This is a genomic window from Streptomyces cacaoi, assembly GCF_006539165.1.
GTDB lineage: Bacteria > Actinomycetota > Actinomycetes > Streptomycetales > Streptomycetaceae > Streptomyces > Streptomyces cacaoi.
Window position 1 is genome coordinate 38,364 of the sequence record NZ_BJMM01000009.1, and the last position, 18,710, is coordinate 57,073.

An 18,710-nucleotide genomic window follows, 5' to 3' on the forward strand; every position below is an offset into this window, starting at 1 on the left:
GGCGCGACGGCTGTGCCCGGCCCGCTGCCGCTCATACCCGGCGGTGGCGCGGCCAGGGCGGGAGGAGGTGGTGGGCCGGTGGCTCGCCGTCCTCGCACACCCGGGCCAGCCGGCGCAGCATCGCGCGGTGCCGCACCTGCTGGGCGGCGTCCAGCAGGCCGTTGTGCAGGACGCCGCCGGCGCCGCGCAGCGGATGCTCGTCGAAGATGAGGAGCGTGTCCTCGCCCCAGGGCCGCAGCTCCATGGCGATCCGGGCGGTGCCCAACGGCCCGCTGAACACCTCCAGTTCGAGGACGGTGTCGGGCTCGCTGCGGCGTACGACGGTCTGATTGTGCAGGGCGAACGGGCCGAGCTTGATCCGGTAGCGGAGCGCCGCCCCCGGTTCCGGCCACGTCCCCTCGCCCGTCTCGGCCTGTGAGGCGCCCACGACCCAGTCCCCGTACCGCTCGACATCGGCGAGGACCGCCCAGACGTCCTCGGGGGGCTTTCTGATCAGCCGGTGCCGTACGGCCATGTGCTCCTCCACCGCTCGGTGCCCGCGTCCCTTCCACGCTAGGTCCGTGCGCCCGTTCCCGCGCGGGCGCCGACGTCCCGGGGCGCCGTCCGGCGGGGCCGGGGGCATCCTGGAGACGGACGCCGGGGGCCGGGCCGTGTGCCGTAGGGAGGTGGCATGTCCGCTGCGAGTCCGCTGGAGGGCCGGACGGCGGTCGTGACCGGCGCCGCCCGCGGTATCGGCGCCGTGACGGCCCGTGCGCTGGTGGGGCGCGGGGCCCGGGTGGCGCTGCTGGGGCTGGAGGCGGAGGAGCTGGCGCGGACCGCCGCCGCGCTGCCCCCGGGCTCGGCCGACTGGTGGGCCGTCGACGTGTGCGACGAGGCCGCGATGGCCCGGACGGCGGCGCTGGTGCGCTCCCGGTTCGGCTCGCCCTCGGTGGTGATCGCCAATGCGGGGGTCGCCGAGGCCGGTCCGTTCCTGGAGTGCGAGCTGCGGGTGTGGCGCCGCGTCGTCGAGGTCAATGTGGCGGGCGGCGCCGTGACGGCGCACACCTTTCTGCCCGATCTCCTGCGCACCCGCGGCTACTTCCTCCAGGTGGCGTCCCTGGCGGCGCTGGGACCCGCGCCGTTCATGAGCGCCTACTGCGCCTCGAAGGCCGGGGCCGAAGCCTTCGCGCGGGTGCTCAGGGCAGAGGTGGCGCACCGCGGCGTCGGGGTGGGCGTGGCCTATCTGAGCTGGGCGGGGACGGAGATGCTGCGCGCGGGGGACACCTCGCGTGCGCTGCGTGCCCTGCGCTCCGCGCTGCCCTGGCCGGCCTCGCGGACCTACCCGGTGCCGCTCGTGGCCGAGCGCCTCGTCCGCGGCGTCGAGCACCGTTCCGCCTCGGTGCACGCCCAGCCGTGGCTGCGCGGCGTCCAACTCGCCCGCGCCGCACTGCCGCCGCTGGTCACGGCCCGCTCCCGGCGGCTGCTGCGCGACCTGGAGCGGGACGGCCGTATCCCGGCGACGGGCCTGCTGGGCGCGGGCGGTACGGCCGCCATGCGGGACGGGGACGCCGGCGGGGGCCCGGCGGGCGGGGCGCGGCGCGGGGAGTGAGCGGGGCCGGGGCGGCGGGGCCGCGGCTCAGTCGTCTCAGTCGTCGTCGGAGGCGGACGGGGCCTCCGGGGTGTCCGGGGCGGCCGGGCCGTCCGGGGTGAGGCGGTGGCGGATGCCGTCGAAGTGGGTGTGCATGGCGGCGGTGGCGCGGGGGCCGTCGCCGGCGGCGAGCGCCTCGACGATCTCCCGGTGCTGGGCGAGGGTTTCGGCCGCGTCCTGGTGGCCGTCGCCGGCATCGCCGCGCACCTGTTCCATGGCCGCCCAGAAGGCGTCGAGGACCTCGCTGAGCAGGTGGTTGTCCAGGGCGCGGTAGAGCGCGGCGTGGAAGGCGCGGTCGGTGGCGCGGGCGATCTCGCCCTGCGCGGCCTCCTGCTCCATGGTGGCGAGGACGTCCCGCAGGGCGGCGAGGTCCTCCTCGGGGAGGGAGGCGGCGACGCCGTCGATGATGCCGGATTCGAGTGCCTCGCGGACCCGCATGAGTTCGTAGAGGCCGGCCTCGCCGTTGCGGTGGCGGACGGCCGCGCGGAAGGCGAGCCCCTCGATCAGCGGCTGGAGGCTCAGCGAGCCGACGAAGGTGCCCGAGCCGTGCCGGATCTCGACGACGTGCAGGGACTGGAGGCCCTTGAGCGCCTCGCGGAGGGAGACCCGGCTGACGTCGAGGAGCTCCATCAGTTCGCCCTCGGTGGGCAGCGGGCTGCCGGGGGCCAGCCCGCGGTCGAGGATCAACTGCCGGATGCGGGCCTGGACATCCTCGAAGACCGAGCTGCGGGCCACTTCGTGCTCCTTCCGGGATCGCTGTGATGTACGCCGCTCTTGACCGTCCGCGTCAGGTGAGGGCTATCTTGAGCGGGACAGAAGACATCTTACGTCTTATGTGTGTTCCCGCTCCCGGCACCACTGGAGAACCCCCATGGCCCTGGCCGCCCCCCTCAGCGGGGTCGTACCGCCCGTCTGCACCCCGCTGGACAGCTCCGGTGAGGTCGACACCGCCTCGCTCGCCCGGCTCGTCGAGCATCTGCTCACCGGAGGCGTGCACGGCCTCTTCGCGCTGGGCTCCACCAGCGAGGTCGCCTACCTCACGGACGCACAGCGCGCCACCGCGCTGGAGACCGTGGTGCGCACCGCCGCCGGCCGGGTGCCGGTGCTCGCCGGGGTGATCGACACGACCACGCCCCGGGTCCTCGACCACGCCCGCAGCGCCGCCGCGCTCGGTGCCGACGGGCTCGTGGCGACCGCGCCCTTCTACACCCGCACCCACCCCGTCGAGATCGCCCGGCACTTCCGGCGCATCCGCTCCGAGGTCCGACTCCCGCTGTTCGCCTACGACCTGCCGGTCTCCGTGCACACCAAGCTCGCGCCCGGCCTGGTGCGGGAGCTGGCGGAGGACGGCACGCTCGCCGGGCTCAAGGACAGCAGCGGCGACGAGGGCGGGCTGCGCCGCCTCCTGGTCGCCCTCGGCGGGCGGCACGGCCGGGGGCGCGGCCCCGCGCCGGACTTCAGCGTGCTGACCGGTTCCGAACTCACCGTGGACGCCGCCCTCCTCGCGGGCGCCGACGGTGTCGTCCCCGGGCTCGGCAACGTCGACCCGGCCGGCTATGTGCGCCTCTTCGACGCGGCACGCGCCGGTGACTGGGCGCGAGCGGCCGAGGAACAGGAGCGCCTTGTGCGGCTGTTCGACATCACCGACGTCGGCCCGGAGGCCGACATGGGGCGCAGCTCCTCGGCCCTGGGCGCGTTCAAGGACGCGCTGCGGCAGCTCGGCGTCGTCGACCGCGGCGACACGGCCTTCCCCCAGGTGCTGTTGGACGAGCCGGCGCGCCACCGCATCGGACAGCTGCTGCGGGAGGCCGGAGTCCTCCGCACGCCATGAGACCGGCACCGCTCTCCCTGCCGGCGCCCGCCGTCGGGCTCGACCTCGGCGGCACGAAGATCGCCGCCGCGCTGGTCGGCCCGGACGGCGCCGTGCGGGCCCGGGACGTGCGTCCCACACCGGCGGCCGAGGGCGCCGAGGCCGTGCTGGACGCGCTGGCCGCGGCCGTGGCAGCGGTGGGCCCGGACGCCCGGGCCGTGGGTGTCGCGGCGGCCGGCGTCGTCGACCCCCGCACCGGGACGGTCACCAGCGCGACGGACTCCCTCCCCGGCTGGGCCGGCACCCCGCTCGGCCCCGCGCTGGCGCGCCGCACCGGCCTCCCCGTCGCCTGCGACAACGACGTACGGGCCGCGGCGGGGCCGGAGTCGGCCGCCGCTCCGGGCGGGCGCGCGAACCTGCTGTACGCCGCGGTCGGCACCGGCGTGGGCGGTGCGGTCGCCGTCGACGGGCGGCTGCTGCACGGCACGGACGGGCTCGCCGGGCACCTCGGCCATCTCCCGGCCACGGAGGCCGCCGGGCTGGACTGCCCCTGCGGCGCCACCGGGCACCTGGAGGCCGTCGCGTCCGGTCCCGGCATCACCGCCCTGTACCGGCGCCTCTCCGGCCGGACCGCCGACCGGTTGCAGACCGTCGCCGCCCGCGCCGCCGACGGGGAGGCCGCCGCGGTCCGGGCGATCACGACGGGCGCGCGGGCCGCCGGCGGCGTCCTGGGCGGGCTCGCCAACGCGCTCGGCTGCGACCGGGTCGTCGTCGGCGGCGGCGTACCCGGCATCGGACCGCTGTACCGGACCGCGCTCGCCGACGCCTTCGGCGCCGCACTCATGCCGCCGCTGCGCCGAGTGCGCCCGCGCGCACCGCTGTTCGGCGCCGACGCCGCCGTCCTCGGCGCCGCGGCACTCACCGCCACCGCCCCCCTGCACCCGCCCGCCGGGCATCCCGTTCCGCCTCTCGCCCACTCTTCCGGAGCTTCCTCATGACCCTCCCCGCCCTGCTCGTCCCGCTGGAGGGACGGCTGATCGTCTCCTGCCAGGCGCCCGAGGGCGATCCGATGCGGGAGACCGGCACCCTCGTCCGGCTGGCGCGCTCCGCCGCGGCCGGCGGCGCCGCCGGGATCCGCGCCAACGGCCCCGAGGTCCTGGCGGCCGTACGGCAGGCCGTCGACCTGCCGCTGATCGGCCTGTGGAAGGACGGCGCCGAGGGGGTGTACATCACGCCCACCGTCCGGCACGCCCGCGCGGTCGCACAGGCCGGCGCCGACGTGGTGGCGGCGGACGCCACCGCACGGCCGCGGCCGGACGGCAGCACCTTCGCCCGGCTCGTGGAGGCCGTGCACGCCGCCGGCGCGCTGGTGATGGCGGACGTGGCCACCGTCGACGAGGGCGTCACGGCAGCCGCGGAAGGCGCCGACATGGTGTCCACCACGCTCTCCGGCTACACACCGCAGTCCGTCCCGCGGGAGGGCCCCGACCTGGAGCTGGTCGCGCGGCTCGCCGCGCGGCTGGACGTCCCCGTGATCGCGGAGGGCCGTATCCGCACCCCGCAGGAGGCCGCGGCGGCGCTGGCGGGCGGCGCCCACAGCGTCGTCGTCGGCACCGCCATCACCGCCCCCACGGCGCTCACCCGGCAGTTCGCGGCCCACCTCGGCGCGTGACAGGCCGCCCGCTGCCGCCCCTTCGCCCGTGCTCGACGACGAGTCCGTTCGGCATACAGGAGACACCGTGCACAACCAGCCCACCACCGCTCCACGTTGGTACCGGCAGATCTCGCGTACCCAGTGGAAGTCGTTCTTCGCCGCCTGGGTCGGCTACACCCTCGACGGCTTCGATTTCGTCCTGATCACACTGGTCCTCACCGAGGTCAGCCGGGACTTCGGGCTCAGCGCGGTGGAGGGCGCCAGCCTGGTCTCGGCCGCCTTCATCACCCGGTGGATCGGCGGGGCCGCGCTCGGGGCGCTGGGCGACCGGTACGGGCGCAAGCTCTCCATGGTCGTCAGCATCCTGCTCTACTCGCTCGGCACCGTCGCCTGCGGCTTCGCCTGGGACTACACGAGCATGTTCGTCGCCCGGCTGGCGATCGGCATGGGCATGGCCGGGGAGTACAGCGCCAGCGCCACCTACGCCATGGAGAGCTGGCCGGCGCATCTGCGCAACCGGGCCAGCGGCTTTCTGATCTCCGGGTACTCGGTCGGCTCCGTCGTCGCGGGCCAGCTCTACCAGTTCGTCGTGCCCCACCTCGGCTGGCGCTGGATGTTCTACATAGGCATCGTGCCCATCGCGGTCGCCCTGTGGCTGCGCCGTGCCCTGCCGGAGGCCCAGGAGTGGACGGCGACGGTCGAGGAGAAGCAGGAGAAGCCGAACCCGTTCGGCGCGCTGTTCACCTCCCGGGGGCGCACCACCCTCAACACGGTGCTGATGGCGGTCGCCACCCTCACGCTGTTCGGGGTGTTCACCCCGCTCGGCGGCGGCGCCGTGCCGGTGCTGTCGGTGCTCGCCGGGGCCTGTCTGCTGGTGCTGGCCGCCCAGTTCGGCGGGCGGCGCAGCTGGCTGCTGTACGTGGCGATGACGGTGACCGTCTTCTTCGCCTTCCTCTACACCTGGCCGCTCCAGGCGCTGCTGCCCACCTACCTCAAGACCGATCTGCACTTCTCGCCGGGCGAGGTCAGCGACGCGCTGTTCTTCGCGGGCTTCGGCACCATCGTCGGCTGCTGTCTCGCCGGGTTCCTGGGGGACTGGCTCGGCACGAAGAAGGCGTACGCGTTCATCCTGCTCGCCTCGCTGGTCTTCGTCTTCCCGGTGTTCGCCGTGGGCAACAACCTGCTGGCGCTCGGGGCGCTGCTGTTCGTCCTCCAGGCGCTCAGCTTCGGCGTCTCCAGCCTGCTGCCGCGCTACATCGGCGGGCACTTCCCCACGGACAACCGGGCCGCGGCCCTCGGCTTCACCTACAACGTGGGCGCGCTGGGCGGTGCCGTCGCCCCCGTGCTGGGCACCACGCTGGCCTCGGGCATGTCGCTGGGCACCAGCCTGGCCCTCCTCACCTTCGCGGGCACGCTGCTGGTGGTCCTGCTGGTCGGCTTCGACGTGCCGGCCCGGCTCAACCGGCTGACCGACCCGCACGGCGTCCGCGACCACCTGGCGCCGGAGGCCGGACCCCGGTCCGCCGCGTCCGAAGCGGCCCGCCCGTCCGAGCGCGCCTGACGGCGTGTGCCGGTGTCCGGCCGAACCGCGCGGGGATCAGCGGAGTTTGACGGAGCCCCCGTCGGCCATGACGGTCTGCCCCGTCATGTACCGGGAGTCGTCGCCGGCGAGAAAGGCGACGACGGGGGCGACGTCCCGGGCCGGGTCGCCGAAGCGGCCGAGGGGGACCGCGGCGGCCGAGCGGGCGTACTGCTCGGGGCGCGCCTCCGCCCACCGGGCCACCCCCTCGGTCAGCGCCATCGGGCAGACCACGTTGACGCGGATGCCGTGCGGGGCCCACTCGTTGGCCGTGACGCGGCTCAGACCGCGGATGGCCTCCTTCGCCGCCGCGTAGGACGCCTGGTTGGGCTGGCCGTTGAGCCCCGCGCCGGAGCCGAAGTTGACGACGGACGCGTGTCCGGACTCGATGAGTGCCGGGAACGCGGCCAGCATGAAGTTGCGGGTGGCGTACAGGCCGGTGTCCATGGCGAGCCGCCAGTCGTCGTCCGTCTGCTCCTCGAACGGCTTCTGCCGGGAGACGCTCGCGTTGTTCACCAGCACGTCGAGCGCGCCGAAGCGTGCGACGGCGGTGGCCACGGCCGCGTCGGCGACGGCCCGGTCGGAGACGTCGCCGTGCACGAAGACCACGGCGTCGCCGTGCTCCCGGGCGAGCGCCTCCCCGGCCTCCTGCTGGAGATCGACGACCACGACGCGGGCGCCGCGCTCGACGAACAGCGCGGTGACGGCGGCGCCGATGCCCGAGGCGCCCCCGGTGACGAGCGTGGACCTGCCCTCCAGGCTGCGGGGCCCGGCGGGGGAGTGCGTGGGGGTGTGCATGGAAGGTCCTTCGTACGGAGGGGAACCGCTGTGCTCACAGCGGGAGTTGGGCGCGGCGGCCCTCGGCGGCGGGGGACTGCATGGTCATTCCTCCGTCGACGACGAGCAGTTGGCCCGTCATGTAGCGGGACTCGTCGGAGGCGAGGAAGACCATGGTGTGGCCGATGTCCTCGGGCGTGCCCAGGTACGGCAGCGCGGTGGTCCGCTGAAGGCTTGCGACGACGTCCTCGGGCACGTTGTTCTCCAGCGCGGGCGTCAGCACCGTGCCCGGCGCGACGGCGTTGCAGCGCACGTTCCGGGGCCCGTACTGGACGGCGATGGACCGGGTCATGGCGACCACGGCGGCCTTGACGGCGCCGTAGGACGTCTGGAGCACATCGCCCGCGAGCGCGGCGACGGAGGCGGTGTTGACGATCGATCCGCCGCCCGCCCGGATCAGATGCGGGAGCGCGTACCGCGTGCCCAGCAGCGTGCTGCGCATGTTGCGTGCGACGGCCCGGTCCAGCTCGTCCATGTCCATGCGCAGCACGTCGAGATCGCGCCGCGGGTCGGTGCCGCCCACGTGGTTGCAGAGCACGTGCAGACCGCCGAACTCGCCGACGGCCGAGGCGATCATGGCCGCGACGGAGTCCTCGTCGGTGACGTCCACGGCGACGGGCAGGGCGCGCCCGCCCTCCTGCTCGACGAGCGCGGCGGACTCCTCGGCCGTCTCGGCGCGGTGGTCGGCGACCACGACCCGTGCGCCCTCCCGGGCCATCAGCCGGGCGGCGGCCCGGCCGATCCCGCTGCCCGCCCCGGTGACGACCGCGACCTTGTCCTGAAGACGTTCCATGGCTGTTCCTGCGCTTCCGGTGGTGTGTGCTGGATTTCGGTGGTGCCGGGTGCCCGCACGGTGTGCCGTGCGGGCCGGTGGTTCAGCGGGCGGCGCCGGCGGCCGGGGCCGTCGCGGGGCCCGGCCCGGCGGGGGAGCGCCGGGCCCGGGGGATGAGGAGGGCTGTGCCGATGCCGAGGACGGCGGCGAGCGCCGCCACCACGAAGCTCGTCCGGAACCCCTGCTCGGTCGGTACGGAGGCGGAGCCCAGACGGGTGCTCGTGCTGGCCAGCAGCGCGGCCGTCACCGCGCTCGACGAGGACGTACCGACCGAGCGCATCAGCGAGTTGACGCCGTTCGCGGACGCCGTCCCGGTCACCGGGACCGCGTCCATGATCAGCGCCGGACCGGCGGCATAGGCGATGCCCACACCGGCGCTGACGATCAGCGACATGAGGACGATCTGCCAGACCTCCGCCATGAGGAACAGCCCGGCACCGTAGCCGGCGCCGATCACGCACAGCCCGGTCAGCAGGGTCACACGGGCGCCGTGCCGGGCCGTGAGACGGGCGGACAGGGGAGCGAAGGCCATCATGATCAGGCCGCTCGGTGCCAGCACCAGCCCGGCGGCGAGCGTCGACTGCCCCAGGCCGTACCCCGTGGCGGCGGGCGACTGGAGCAGCTGCGGCAGCACCAGCGAGGTGGCGTACATGGCGAATCCGACCAGGAGCGACGCCAGATTGGTGAGCAGCACCGGGCGGCGCGCGACGATCCGGAGGTCCACGAGCGGCTGGGCGACGCGCAGTTCGTACCTCCCCCACAGCAGCAGCGTCAGCAGGCCGCCGGCGAACAGCCCGAGGGTGGGGCCGCTGGTCCAGCCCCAGTCGGCGCCCTTGGAGGTGGGCAGGAGCAGACACACCAGTCCGGCGGCCAGTCCGAGGGCGCCCACGAGGTCGAACCGGCCCGGGGACCGGTTGGGCGATTCGCGCAGCAGCGTCGCCACGAGCGCGAGGCAGACGGCGCCCAGTGCGGCGGCGAGCCAGAACAGCGTGTGCCAGTCGGCGAGTTGGACGATGCCGGCCGAGGCGGGCAGGCCGACGGCGCCGCCGACGCCCAGGGCCGCGCTGACCAGCGCGACGGCTCCGCCGACCCGCTCGGCGGGCAGCACATCGCGGAGGAAGCCGATGCTGACCGGGATGACGCCGGTGGCAAGACCCTGGAGCGTGCGTCCGGCGACGACCGGTACCAGGTCGTCGGAGACGGCGCACAGCACGGACCCGACGACGACCAGGAGCAGACTCGCGAGGATGACGCTGCGCTTGCCGTACATGTCGCCGAGCCGCCCGGAGATGGGGGTGACCACCGCCGCCGCCAGAAGGGTCGCGGTGACGGCCCAGGAGGCGTCGGAGGGCCCCGTGTGCAACAGCCGGGGAAGCAGGGGGACGAGCGGCACGATCAGGGTCTGCATGAGGGAGATCACGACACAGCTCAGGGTGATCACGGCTGTGACGGCCCCCGCCCGCACGGGGCGGACGGCGCTGGCTGACAAGTAGCACTCCTTGACGAGGACGGGACCCGCGGTGAGCGGGCCGGTGCGCTGCCCGCCGGCGCCCGCACCGCCGGGCCGGCCGCGGACAGCGGGGCGCGGTGGCCCCGTACCGAAGGGGGCCGTGTGCCGGGGGTGCCCGGGGGCGCGCCGTAAGGTGCCTGGGGCGCACGAGGACCGCGGGAGGCGTTGTGCATGTTACATACACATCGGCATCGCGGACAACGACCCGGCAGGCACCCACCGGGCCGGGCGTGCGCGCCGGCACACCGCACCGACAGGGAAGGACGACGCAGCACATGCAGGAGCCGAACGAGCAGGACCGCCGACTGGGAGACCTGGAGCGCGAACTGACCCTGCTGTCCCGCCATTTCATCGCCGCACGCGGCCCGCGCATCGGCCAGAGCCTGGACCGTTCCGCCTACGTCCTGCTGACCCGGCTGGAGACGGGCGAACCGCTCACCCTCAAGGAACTGGCGCACACCTTCCAGGCCGATGTCTCCACCATCCACCGGCAGATGAGCGCGATGCTCAAGAACGGCCTCGTCGAGCGCATCCCGGACCCGGCCGGCGGCCCCGCGCGCAGGTTCCGGCCCACGCCCTACGGCCTGGAGCGGCTGGAGGCGGACCGCGCCATCTCCCGCGCGGGCGCGGCCCGGCTCATCGAGGCGGCGGGCTGGTCGGGCGAGCGGACCCAGCAATTCCTCACGCTGCTGGTCGAGTTCAACCACAGCATCGAACACCTCGAAGAGCTGGCGCAGCAGCCGCCCCGGACGTCGTAACGGCCGCCGCCGCCGATGCCGCCGCCGCCGACGCCCGCCGGGCCGCGCCCGGTGCGGACGGGCCCCGGCGCGGTGGGCTCCCGTCGCGCTACTTGATGAACTCCGGCGGCACCCGTGGCGGCCACTGGCCCACCGTCAGCATCCCCATGGAGTGGGCCCGGGAGACGAGCGCGGTCCTGCTGGGCGCCTGGAACCTCCGGAGCATCAGCCCGATGTGGTACTCGACGGCCTGCTTGCTCAGATGCAGCCGCGTGGCCAGTTGCACGGTGGACGCGCCCCGGGCGATGCCCTCCAGCACCTTCGCGTCGACCGCGCCGAGGAGCTGACGCCGCGGGCGCGGTACCGTCTCCGGCTCGTCCTGGGCGGGGCCCCTCATGTCGGGGTGCAGCTGGACGACGACACCGGCCAGGCGGCCCACGGTGTCGTGCACCGCGATCGCGGTCAGCTCCCCGGAGAACGCCCGGCCGGTGCCGCCCAGTCCCCTCACACGCTCGGTGAACTGGTTGCACCGTCCCTTCCGCATGTCCGCGAAGTACCGGTCCAGCGCGTCGGGCCGGTGGGGACGCAGCAGCTCGTGGAAGAGCCGTCCGCAGATGTCGGCGGAGCTGCGGCCGAGCTGCTGGGAAAGGCCCGGCGTCGCGGCGACGATGCGCTTCTCCTGGTCCAGGTAAGCCGCGCAGACGGCGGCGTTCACGACGCGGGGTATTTCGGAGGTCACTGCGACGCATCCTCTTTCTGCGTGCTGTGGGACGAACGTTGTCCTGGCGTGGACGTGGCGAGGGGCCGGGACGGAGGGCGTCCGGCACCGCGCCGGTCACGACGGCGGGGACGGGCTCGGCGGTCGCCCAGGAGCGGCGACTCGCCCGGTGGCGCCGGGCGCAGCCGCATGCCGTGGTCGACGGTCGGGCCACACAGGAGCCGGCGGGCTCCGACCGGCTCCGGCCGGCGGGTCGAGGGGCGGTCGGGCTGCCGCGTCGTCGGTGGAGCGGTGACGGTGTGCAAGGGGTCACCCGGGCCCCTTCCTCATTGCGACAGAACGAGTTTCGACAATTCCCGGAAGCTACGTCGAGTCGAGAATGGCTGTCAATTGTGGGGCGCCTTCGGGCACTTCGGCTATTCACGATGCCCGTTCGGGAGAATTGTGTGCCCGCCGGTGCCCGAAATCATCGGCGTCGCCGGACGGAAAACCCCCGGCCCCGCGACCGCGCGGCTCCCGCCCCCGCCCGCTGTTCGAGCCGCTCTGCCGGGCCCGCCGGCGCTCCGCCCGCCGGTGACGGACGCGGACTTCGGCCTGCCCGATGTGCTCGGGCCCGTCGGCGGAGTGACCGAAGTCATCGACGTACCGTGCCCTCATTCGGGGAAGCGGGCACGGAAACACCGTCGGACACCGCCCGACACCGCCCGACGCCGCCCGGTGCCTACGCGGCGGCCGGGACGCCGTCGCCGGCGTCTGCACGGGCACCGCCGTCTCCTCTGACCCCGGTTCCCACGGCCCCGCCCCGTCGCCCGGCAACCGCGATTCTTTGGGGCGAGCACCGCGAGAATCCCGCCCCCGCAATGCCGTGCACGGCACCGCATTGCGGTACGCGCATTGAGCGGAGCCCCACCGGCGGTGCGCATGTCCTCCCCGGCCGTCCGGCGAACCGTGGAGATGTGTGACACACACCGGCCGGAACCCGGACCCCGGAACACAGAACGCAGAAATTCCCGAACCGTCGCGCGGGAGCTGACTCCTTCTTCCGTCACGTTCTCCGGGGCGGGGCCGCCGCGGGGACCGTCGGAACGCGCCCTGCGGCGGCTCCCGGACCGGGCAGGCGTGGGCGGGGAACCCCCGCGCGCCCCACCGGCGAAGACGCGGCAAGAAGGCCGCCGGGGCGGGAATGACGGGCGGGGCCGCTGAGTTGAGGGGTGTGCAGCGGGGAACGTGTGCATCGTCAGCGGCCGGAGGGGAACCATCGATGACGCAGCCGACGGAACAGTCGCAGGGCGCCGCCGCGGGGCAGGAGCCGCAGCGGGCCGGCGGGCCGGGGGAGCGGTCGCCCCGCCGGGCGGCGAGACAGCTGATCGCGGCCTCCGTCGGGAACGCCGTCGAGTGGTACGACTGGTTCGCGTACTCGTTCCTCGCGACGTACATCGCGGACGAGATCTTCCCCAAGGGCACCGGCAATTCGCTCGTGCCGCTGCTGTCCACCTTCGCCGTCTTCGCCGTCGGCTTCTTCATGCGGCCGGTGGGCGGCCTGCTGCTGGGCGCCGTCGCCGACAGATCGGGGCGGCGGGCCGCGCTGACGCTGACGATCCTGCTCATGGGCGGCAGCAGCCTGCTGGTGGCCGTCACACCGACGTACGCGCTCGCCGGGGTGCTGGGCCCGGCCGTCCTCGTCGTCGCCCGGCTCGTCCAGGGCCTGTCGGTGGGCGGGGAGTTCGCCGCCTCGACGACGTTCCTGGTGGAGTCCGCCGGGCCCGGCCGCCGCGGCCTGTTCTCCAGCTTCCAGTACGTGTCGACGACGGCCGGGCAGCTGGTGGCCTCCGGCGTCGCCGCCGTGTTCGTCCGGACGCTCGACGACGGGCAGATGCACCAGTGGGGCTGGCGGGCGCCGTTCGTGGTGGGCGCGCTGCTGAGCCTGGTCGGCTTCTGGGTACGGCGCGGCGCGCAGGAGACGCGCAGCGAGAAGCACACGGCGGGGCCCCGCCCACGGCTGTTCGACGCGCTGCGCAGCCATCCGCGCGAGTCGGCACTGATCGTCGGCATCACGGCGGGCGGCACGATCGCCTACTACATCTGGACGTCCTATCTGCCGACGTACGCGCAGGTCAACGCCGGCTTCGACAAGGGCGACGCGCTCGTCGTCGGCACCATCTCGCTGGTGTTCTTCATGCTGCTCCAGCCGCTGGCCGGCATGCTGTCCGACCGGTACGGCCGCAAACCGCTGCTGCTGGGCTTCGCGTTCGGCTTCGCGGTGCTGTGTGTGCCGCTGCTGCACGCCATCAGCGACTCCTTCGTCTCGCTGCTGCTGGTGCAGTGCGCCGGCATGGTGCTGCTCAGCGGCTACACGGCGATCGCGGCCGCGGTGAACGCCGAGGTCTTCCCCGCCCGTGTCCGCGCCGCCGGCATCGGCTTCCCCTACTCCCTCGCGGTCGCCCTCTTCGGCGGCACGGCGCCCTATGTCGGCACGCTCTTCGAGGAGTTGGGCCTCCCCGACGCCTTCCCCTGGTACGTCGCAGCCCTGTGCCTCCTCTCCGCGCTGGTCTATCTGCGGCTGCCCGAGCGTGCGAAGGAGGAGCTGGAACGCTAGATGCCCGGCCGGTGCCGCCCCGTGGTCACGCCTCGTCCCAGGTGACGGGCAGGCGGGTCACGCCGTAGATGTTGTTGCGGTCGCGCAGGGGGACCTCGTGTGCGGGGACCGCCAGGCGCAGGGTGGGGAAGCGGGCGAAGAGCGCCGGGAAGGCGACGGTCATCTCGACGCGGGCGAGCTGTTGGCCCAGGCACTGGTGGATGCCGTGGCCGAAGGCCAGGTGTCCGGTGGCCCGGCGGTGGAGGTCGAGCCGGTCGGGGTCGGGGAAGCGGTGCGGGTCACGGTTGGCGGCCTGCACCGAGACGGCCACCGTCTCGCCCGCCCTGATGAGGCGGCCCTCCACCTCGATGTCTTCGAGCGCCGCTCGCAGCAGCGGGTCGGCGACGCTGAGGTACCGCAGCAGTTCCTCGACGGCCTGCCCGGCGAGCGCGGGGTCGGCCCGCAGTTCCCGGAGCCGGTCCGGGTCGCTCAGCAGGGCGAACGTGCCGAGGGCGAGCATGTTCGCCGTCGTGTCCAGCCCGGCGGCGAGCAACAGCCCGCCGATTCCGCTGAGTTCCTCGTCGGTGAGGTCGGAGCCGGTCAGGTCGCTGAGCAGATCGTCGGTGGGCTCGGCGCGCTTGGCGAGCACCAGTTCGTGCAGATACCGGTGCAGTGCCGTGAAGGCCGCGCCTTTGGCCTCCGCGTCGGCCGTCTGGTCGGTGAGCGTGGCCACCTCGCTGCGGAAGCGTTCCCGGTCGGTGTAGGGCACCCCGAGCAGTTCGCAGATCATGAGCGCGGGCACGGGGTGCGCGAACGCCTCCACCAGGTCGGCCGGCGGCCCGGCCTGCTCCATGGCGTCCAGACACTCGGTGGTGAACTGCTCGACACGCTCGCTCAGTTGGCGCATCCGGCGGACGGTGAACTTTCCGGTGAGCAGCCGTCGGAAGCGGGTGTGCGCCGGCGGATCGATACCGGTCATGTCGCCGACCGGGGCCGGCGGCAGCTCCGACGGCATGCCCGGTATCGGCATCGGCGGGTGCAGCAGCTCGTACCGGGAGCTGATGCGGGGGTCGGCCAGCACGGCACGGGCCGCGGCATGGCCGGTGACGAGCCAGCCGATGTGCCCGTCGGCGCAGCGCATACGGCGCAGTGGCGCGCCGTCCGGCGCGGCGAGTCCCGCCGGCGGGTCGAAGGGGCAGCCGGCGCGCCGCTCGGTGGGCAGGGCGGGCAGCACGGCGTCGGCTGACGGCTCGGGGGGAACCCCGGCCGCGGCCTCGGGTGTGGTCTGCGGGGTGGCCCGGTCGTGCGGCATGGCGTCCTCCTGCGGTCATGGCGGTGCGGACGGTGCGGTGCGGCGGGTGCGACGGTGCGGCGGCGAACGGGCCCCGGTGCGGCGGGGGTTCGTCCGGCGCCTCGGCGGTCGTGCCCGGCCGGGGCCGAGGCGCGTACGCCGGGCAGGCCGACGGGTGAGCGCCGGGGCCGACACGACAGCGACCACCGATGGCGCCATGGTGGCACACAAGTGGCGCTATGGCGACCCCGGTTGGGGACCGCGCCCGTGCCCGCGTCGGTGGCGCCTGCTCAACCGGCCGCGCGCTGCGGTGCCTTGCGCGGAGAGAGGCGCGGCGGCGTGCGTGGCGTCAAGGTGATGCCTTGATGGTGCCGCCGTGTGGTGGCAAAAGAGCCGCTGGGCGGCCCCGGAGGGTGCGGAGTCGGGCGGCCGTCACGGCTCCTCGGTGAGTTCCGCGCGCAGCCCGGCGAGCAGGACGCGCAGCCCGAAGTCGAACCGGGCGTCGAAGTCCAGGAAGTGGGCCGCGGACAGATGGGGATGGTCGACGGTCCTCGCGGCGATGTCGCTCTCGTCCCCGGCGTGGGCCGAGCCCTGCTGTTCGAGGGATTCGCCCAGGATGAAGCTGAAGACCGTGGTGCAGGGCCACAGGGCCCGTTCCGCGGAGAAGCCCGCCTCCAGCATCGTCTCGACCAGGGTGTCGGCGAGCGTCAGCGTGTGCGCGTGCCGCTTGGCGGCGAAGCTGCCGCCGACGATGCGTGCGCCGTCCCGTTGGGTGAGCAGACAGGCGCGGATGGCGTGGGCGATGGCCGCGAGCCGCTCCGTCCACCCTGCGCCGTCGGTCGGCCGCTTCCGTGCGGAGACGCCGGCCAGGATCGTCTCGGCCATCTCGTCGAGAAGTTCCTGCTTGCTGCCGAACAGCCGGTAAAGAGCGGGGAGTTGGACGCCGAGCGCGGTGGCGAGCCGGCGCATCGTCAGTGACTCCAGCCCTCCGCTGTCCACCAGGGCGAGCGCCGTGCGCGCCACGGTCTCCTCTCGCAGCGGGGTTCTCGTACCGGTCGCCGGCCGCTTCTCGCTCTCGCTTGACATGGTAACGACGTTATCACTAATTTCGATTTCCCCGCTGTTAACGCTGTTACTCAATTGGAGGTGGGCGAGCGTGACGACGAGTACGGCTCCCGCGCGGCCCGGAACCGCCGTGGACGAGCTCACGGTCGTGGTGCGCCAACTGCGCTGGGAGGCCGAGGGCGTGGTCTCGGTCGAGCTGGGCGACCCGGACGGGCGGGAGCTGCCGCCATGGCGGCCGGGTGCCCACGTCGAACTGGCGCTGCCCACCGGGATCAGCCGGCAGTACTCGCTGTGCGGCACCCCCGGCGACCGTTCGCGGTACCGCGTCGCGGTACGGCGCGAGCGGGCCGGCCGCGGCGGGTCGGAGTACGTCCACATGTTCCTGCGCCCGGGCCAGCGGCTGCGGTTGCGCGGCCCGCGGGACAACTTCGGCTTCGGGCAGGCGCCGTCGTATCTGTTCCTCGCCGGCGGGGTCGGGATCACACCGATCCTGCCGATGGTGCACCAGGCCGCCGCGTGGGGCGTGCCGTGGCAGCTCGCCTACGGCGGGCGCACCGCCGCTTCGATGGCCTTCGTCGACGAACTCCGCCCGTACGGCGACCGGGTGCGGCTGTACCCGGAGGACACGGACGGCCGGATCCCGCTCGCGCGGTGGCTCGACAGCCTGGACGCGTCGACCGATGTCTACGCCTGCGGCCCCGAGCCGCTGCTGGCCGGTGTGACGGACGCCGGTTCCGGGCTGCGCCCCGGCGCGCTGCACATGGAGCGGTTCAAACCGCGCCCGAAGCCCGCCCGGGAGGAGCGCCCGGTGAAGGTGGAGTGCGCCAGGTCGGGGCGGACGGTCGAGGTACCGGCGGGGCGCAGCATCCTCAGCGCGCTTCAGGAGGCGGACGTTCCGGTGGCGGCCTCCTGCCGGGAGGGCGTGTGCGGCACGTGCGAGACCCGCGTGCTCGACGGCGAGCCCGACCACCGGGACGACATCCTCTCCGAGGAGGACCGCGCCGCGGGCGACCGCATGTTCGTCTGCGTCTCCCGCGCCCTCAGTTCCCACCTCGTCCTCGACGTCTGAACCCCGCGAGCCCCCGGGCCCCGCAGGGTCCGAACTCCGCGAGGCCAGGATCCGCCGGGCCCGGACCCCGCGGGGCCCGCACTCCACGGGATCCGGGCCCCGCGAGACCTGCCCCCCGAGGTCCGGGCCCCGCGAGGTCCGAGCCTCCGGCGTCCGAACGACCGAGACAAGCCACCCGAGACGGAAGGCCGAGCAGATATGACCCTCACCGATACGCGCCCCGTGCACACCGACGGCCGGCGGCGGACCGCGGCCGACGCCTACCGGCCCGTGGACAGGGAACGCGTCCGGCAGATCATCGGCGAGCCGCCGCAGTTCATCGTGGACAAGAAGGCGGACCACCTCGGCGAGCTGGCCATGCGGTTCATCGCGCACAGCACGTTCTTCCTCATGGCCACGGCCGACGACACGGGACAGATCGACAACAGCCCCAAGGGCGACCCGCCCGGCTCGGTCCGGGTGCTGGACCCGTGGACGCTGGCCGTACCGGACCGCCCCGGCAACAAGCTCGCCGACACCTTCGAGAACATCCTGCGCAACCCGGCCGTGGGCATGGCCTTCTTCGTGCCCGGCGTACGCGAGACGGTACGCGTCAACGGTGAGGCGTTCGTGACGGACGATCCCGAACTGCTGGACATGCTCGCGGCGGAGGGGAAACCCGCGGTGCTGGCCACCGTCGTCCGGGTGCGCGAGGTGTTCTCGCAGTGCGGGAAGGCGGTGATCCGGGCGAAGCTGTGGGAGGGCGACCAGCGGAGCCTGGCCGACGCCGTGCTGCTCGGCGGCGAGTTCGGCACCCTGGCGGTGACCGAACAGGCCGGCAAGATGAACGCGGCCCTCGGCGACCAACTCGACGGCCTCGGCGGCCTCCTGGAGCACGAGTACCGCCATGGGCTGTACTGAGGCCGTACGGACTCGCACCCCGCCCCCGGCGCGGTGCCGGCAACAAACCCCATGGGACGGTCGACGGTGAACAACCAGCGCCGGAAACGGCTCTCCCGCCGGCTGGCCGAGGCGGTCCTCGCGGGCGACGCGGCGCTGGTGGCGGCGCTCCTGCGGGCGGGGGCCGACCCGGCGCGCGGCCACGGCCGGGGCGCCACCCCGCTCTACACGGCCGCCGTGCACGGCGAGGCCGGTATCGCCCGGCTGCTCCTGGCGGCCGGGGCCGGGCCCGACACGGAGAGCGCGGGCGACGGAACGGAGGGCACGCCGCTGTGCGCAGCGGCGTGCTGGGGGCACACGGCGGTGGTGCGCGTCCTGCTGGAGTACGGCGCCGACCCGGACCTCCGCGAGGACCACGGCGCCGGCCTCTCGCCCCTCGACTGGGCGCACCACGGCCCGCACCCCGGCACGGTGGCCCTCCTCGTCGCGGCGGGGGCGAGGGAGACCACCTCCCGGTGACGACGGGC

Annotated in this window: 18 protein-coding genes; 10 read left to right on the forward strand and 8 right to left on the reverse strand. The window is 74.2% G+C overall.

Annotated features, from left to right (window positions below):
• Positions 1 to 31 precede the first annotated feature (31 nt).
• Positions 32 to 514: an SRPBCC family protein gene (locus tag SCA03_RS11285; protein WP_086818402.1), complete on the reverse strand. Its 483-nt coding sequence runs from the start codon at positions 512 to 514 to the stop codon at positions 32 to 34.
• Between the two features lie 156 nt (positions 515 to 670).
• Between SCA03_RS11285 and SCA03_RS11290 the strand changes: the two genes are divergently transcribed.
• A complete protein-coding gene (locus SCA03_RS11290) occupies positions 671 to 1,588 on the forward strand; it encodes an SDR family oxidoreductase (protein WP_030881118.1) in 918 nt (305 codons plus the stop codon).
• Positions 1,589 to 1,624: 36 nt separating this feature from the next.
• On the opposite strand, the gene SCA03_RS11295 is transcribed toward SCA03_RS11290, so the two are convergent.
• A complete protein-coding gene (locus tag SCA03_RS11295) occupies positions 1,625 to 2,362 on the reverse strand; it encodes a FadR/GntR family transcriptional regulator (protein WP_141275348.1) in 738 nt (245 codons plus the stop codon).
• 136 nt (positions 2,363 to 2,498) lie between these two features.
• Here SCA03_RS11295 and SCA03_RS11300 point away from each other — a divergent pair, with 136 nt between their 5' ends.
• From SCA03_RS11300 to SCA03_RS11315, 4 genes are all read left to right on the forward strand, one after another.
• On the forward strand, positions 2,499 to 3,458 hold the full coding sequence (locus SCA03_RS11300; protein WP_086814953.1) for a dihydrodipicolinate synthase family protein: 960 nt from the start codon (positions 2,499 to 2,501) through the stop codon (positions 3,456 to 3,458).
• Positions 3,455 to 4,435 (forward strand): ROK family protein, encoded by a 981-nt coding sequence (locus SCA03_RS11305; RefSeq protein WP_030887939.1) that lies wholly within the window; start codon positions 3,455 to 3,457, stop codon positions 4,433 to 4,435. The genes SCA03_RS11300 and SCA03_RS11305 overlap by 4 nt, the downstream gene beginning before the upstream one ends.
• The gene (locus SCA03_RS11310; protein ID WP_030887938.1) at positions 4,432 to 5,109 is read left to right on the forward strand and encodes an N-acetylmannosamine-6-phosphate 2-epimerase; all 678 of its coding nucleotides are present in this window, start codon (positions 4,432 to 4,434) and stop codon (positions 5,107 to 5,109) included. Before SCA03_RS11305 ends, SCA03_RS11310 begins: the two co-directional genes overlap by 4 nt.
• Positions 5,110 to 5,176: 67 nt before the next feature.
• Entirely contained in the window at positions 5,177 to 6,652 is a 1,476-nt protein-coding gene (locus SCA03_RS11315) for a sialate:H+ symport family MFS transporter (protein ID WP_086814952.1), read from the forward strand.
• 36 nt (positions 6,653 to 6,688) lie between these two features.
• On the opposite strand, the gene SCA03_RS11320 is transcribed toward SCA03_RS11315, so the two are convergent.
• The 3 genes from SCA03_RS11320 to SCA03_RS11330 form a co-directional block, all read right to left on the reverse strand.
• Entirely contained in the window at positions 6,689 to 7,468 is a 780-nt protein-coding gene (locus tag SCA03_RS11320) for an SDR family NAD(P)-dependent oxidoreductase (protein WP_086814951.1), read from the reverse strand.
• Positions 7,469 to 7,502: 34 nt separating this feature from the next.
• Positions 7,503 to 8,300 carry an SDR family NAD(P)-dependent oxidoreductase gene (locus SCA03_RS11325; RefSeq protein ID WP_030887934.1) on the reverse strand — a complete coding sequence of 266 codons (798 nt, stop codon included), beginning with the start codon at positions 8,298 to 8,300 and terminating at the stop codon, positions 7,503 to 7,505.
• 82 nt (positions 8,301 to 8,382) lie between these two features.
• Positions 8,383 to 9,828 carry an MFS transporter gene (locus SCA03_RS11330; protein ID WP_230988594.1) on the reverse strand — a complete coding sequence of 482 codons (1,446 nt, stop codon included), beginning with the start codon at positions 9,826 to 9,828 and terminating at the stop codon, positions 8,383 to 8,385.
• 296 nt (positions 9,829 to 10,124) lie between these two features.
• On the opposite strand from SCA03_RS11330, the gene SCA03_RS11335 reads away from it, so the two are divergent.
• On the forward strand, positions 10,125 to 10,607 hold the full coding sequence (locus SCA03_RS11335; protein WP_030881148.1) for a MarR family winged helix-turn-helix transcriptional regulator: 483 nt from the start codon (positions 10,125 to 10,127) through the stop codon (positions 10,605 to 10,607).
• 88 nt (positions 10,608 to 10,695) lie between these two features.
• Here SCA03_RS11335 and SCA03_RS11340 read toward each other — a convergent pair whose 3' ends face one another.
• Complete coding sequence (locus tag SCA03_RS11340; protein WP_230988595.1) at positions 10,696 to 11,325, reverse strand: helix-turn-helix transcriptional regulator; 630 nt, start codon at positions 11,323 to 11,325, stop codon at positions 10,696 to 10,698.
• A gap of 1,240 nt (positions 11,326 to 12,565) precedes the next feature.
• Between SCA03_RS11340 and SCA03_RS11345 the strand changes: the two genes are divergently transcribed.
• The gene (locus SCA03_RS11345) at positions 12,566 to 13,900 is read left to right on the forward strand and encodes an MFS transporter (RefSeq protein ID WP_030881153.1); all 1,335 of its coding nucleotides are present in this window, start codon (positions 12,566 to 12,568) and stop codon (positions 13,898 to 13,900) included.
• 25 nt (positions 13,901 to 13,925) lie between these two features.
• Here the strand turns inward: SCA03_RS11345 and SCA03_RS11350 are convergent, their stop codons facing one another.
• Positions 13,926 to 15,191, reverse strand: coding sequence for a cytochrome P450 (locus SCA03_RS11350; protein ID WP_086814950.1), 1,266 nt, complete (start codon positions 15,189 to 15,191; stop codon positions 13,926 to 13,928).
• 411 nt (positions 15,192 to 15,602) lie between these two features.
• Entirely contained in the window at positions 15,603 to 16,256 is a 654-nt protein-coding gene (locus SCA03_RS11355) for a TetR/AcrR family transcriptional regulator C-terminal domain-containing protein (RefSeq protein WP_030881156.1), read from the reverse strand.
• A 70-nt stretch (positions 16,257 to 16,326) separates the two neighbouring features.
• On the opposite strand from SCA03_RS11355, the gene SCA03_RS11360 reads away from it, so the two are divergent.
• The 3 genes from SCA03_RS11360 (at position 16,327) to SCA03_RS11370 (ending at position 18,702) form a co-directional block, all read left to right on the forward strand.
• Positions 16,327 to 17,304: a PDR/VanB family oxidoreductase gene (locus tag SCA03_RS11360; RefSeq protein WP_230988596.1), complete on the forward strand. Its 978-nt coding sequence runs from the start codon at positions 16,327 to 16,329 to the stop codon at positions 17,302 to 17,304.
• Between the two features lie 198 nt (positions 17,305 to 17,502).
• The gene (locus SCA03_RS11365) at positions 17,503 to 18,204 is read left to right on the forward strand and encodes an MSMEG_1061 family FMN-dependent PPOX-type flavoprotein (protein ID WP_030881162.1); all 702 of its coding nucleotides are present in this window, start codon (positions 17,503 to 17,505) and stop codon (positions 18,202 to 18,204) included.
• A gap of 51 nt (positions 18,205 to 18,255) precedes the next feature.
• On the forward strand, positions 18,256 to 18,702 hold the full coding sequence (locus SCA03_RS11370) for an ankyrin repeat domain-containing protein (protein ID WP_212767293.1): 447 nt from the start codon (positions 18,256 to 18,258) through the stop codon (positions 18,700 to 18,702).
• The last annotated feature ends 8 nt before the right edge of the window (positions 18,703 to 18,710 follow it).

Bases quoted from the DNA above. Each gene is read 5' to 3' on its own strand.
- SCA03_RS11285 (WP_086818402.1), bottom strand. From the start codon at position 514: ATGGCCGTACGGCACCGGCTGATCAGAAAGCCCCCCGAGGACGTCTGG.
- SCA03_RS11290 (WP_030881118.1), top strand. From the start codon at position 671: ATGTCCGCTGCGAGTCCGCTGGAGGGCCGGACGGCGGTCGTGACCGGC.
- SCA03_RS11300 (WP_086814953.1), top strand. From the start codon at position 2,499: ATGGCCCTGGCCGCCCCCCTCAGCGGGGTCGTACCGCCCGTCTGCACC.
- SCA03_RS11305 (WP_030887939.1), top strand. From the start codon at position 3,455: ATGAGACCGGCACCGCTCTCCCTGCCGGCGCCCGCCGTCGGGCTCGAC.
- SCA03_RS11310 (WP_030887938.1), top strand. From the start codon at position 4,432: ATGACCCTCCCCGCCCTGCTCGTCCCGCTGGAGGGACGGCTGATCGTC.
- SCA03_RS11320 (WP_086814951.1), bottom strand. From the start codon at position 7,468: ATGCACACCCCCACGCACTCCCCCGCCGGGCCCCGCAGCCTGGAGGGC.
- SCA03_RS11325 (WP_030887934.1), bottom strand. From the start codon at position 8,300: ATGGAACGTCTTCAGGACAAGGTCGCGGTCGTCACCGGGGCGGGCAGC.
- SCA03_RS11335 (WP_030881148.1), top strand. From the start codon at position 10,125: ATGCAGGAGCCGAACGAGCAGGACCGCCGACTGGGAGACCTGGAGCGC.
- SCA03_RS11345 (WP_030881153.1), top strand. From the start codon at position 12,566: ATGACGCAGCCGACGGAACAGTCGCAGGGCGCCGCCGCGGGGCAGGAG.
- SCA03_RS11350 (WP_086814950.1), bottom strand. From the start codon at position 15,191: ATGCCGCACGACCGGGCCACCCCGCAGACCACACCCGAGGCCGCGGCC.
- SCA03_RS11355 (WP_030881156.1), bottom strand. From the start codon at position 16,256: ATGTCAAGCGAGAGCGAGAAGCGGCCGGCGACCGGTACGAGAACCCCG.
- SCA03_RS11365 (WP_030881162.1), top strand. From the start codon at position 17,503: ATGACCCTCACCGATACGCGCCCCGTGCACACCGACGGCCGGCGGCGG.
- SCA03_RS11370 (WP_212767293.1), top strand. From the start codon at position 18,256: ATGGGACGGTCGACGGTGAACAACCAGCGCCGGAAACGGCTCTCCCGC.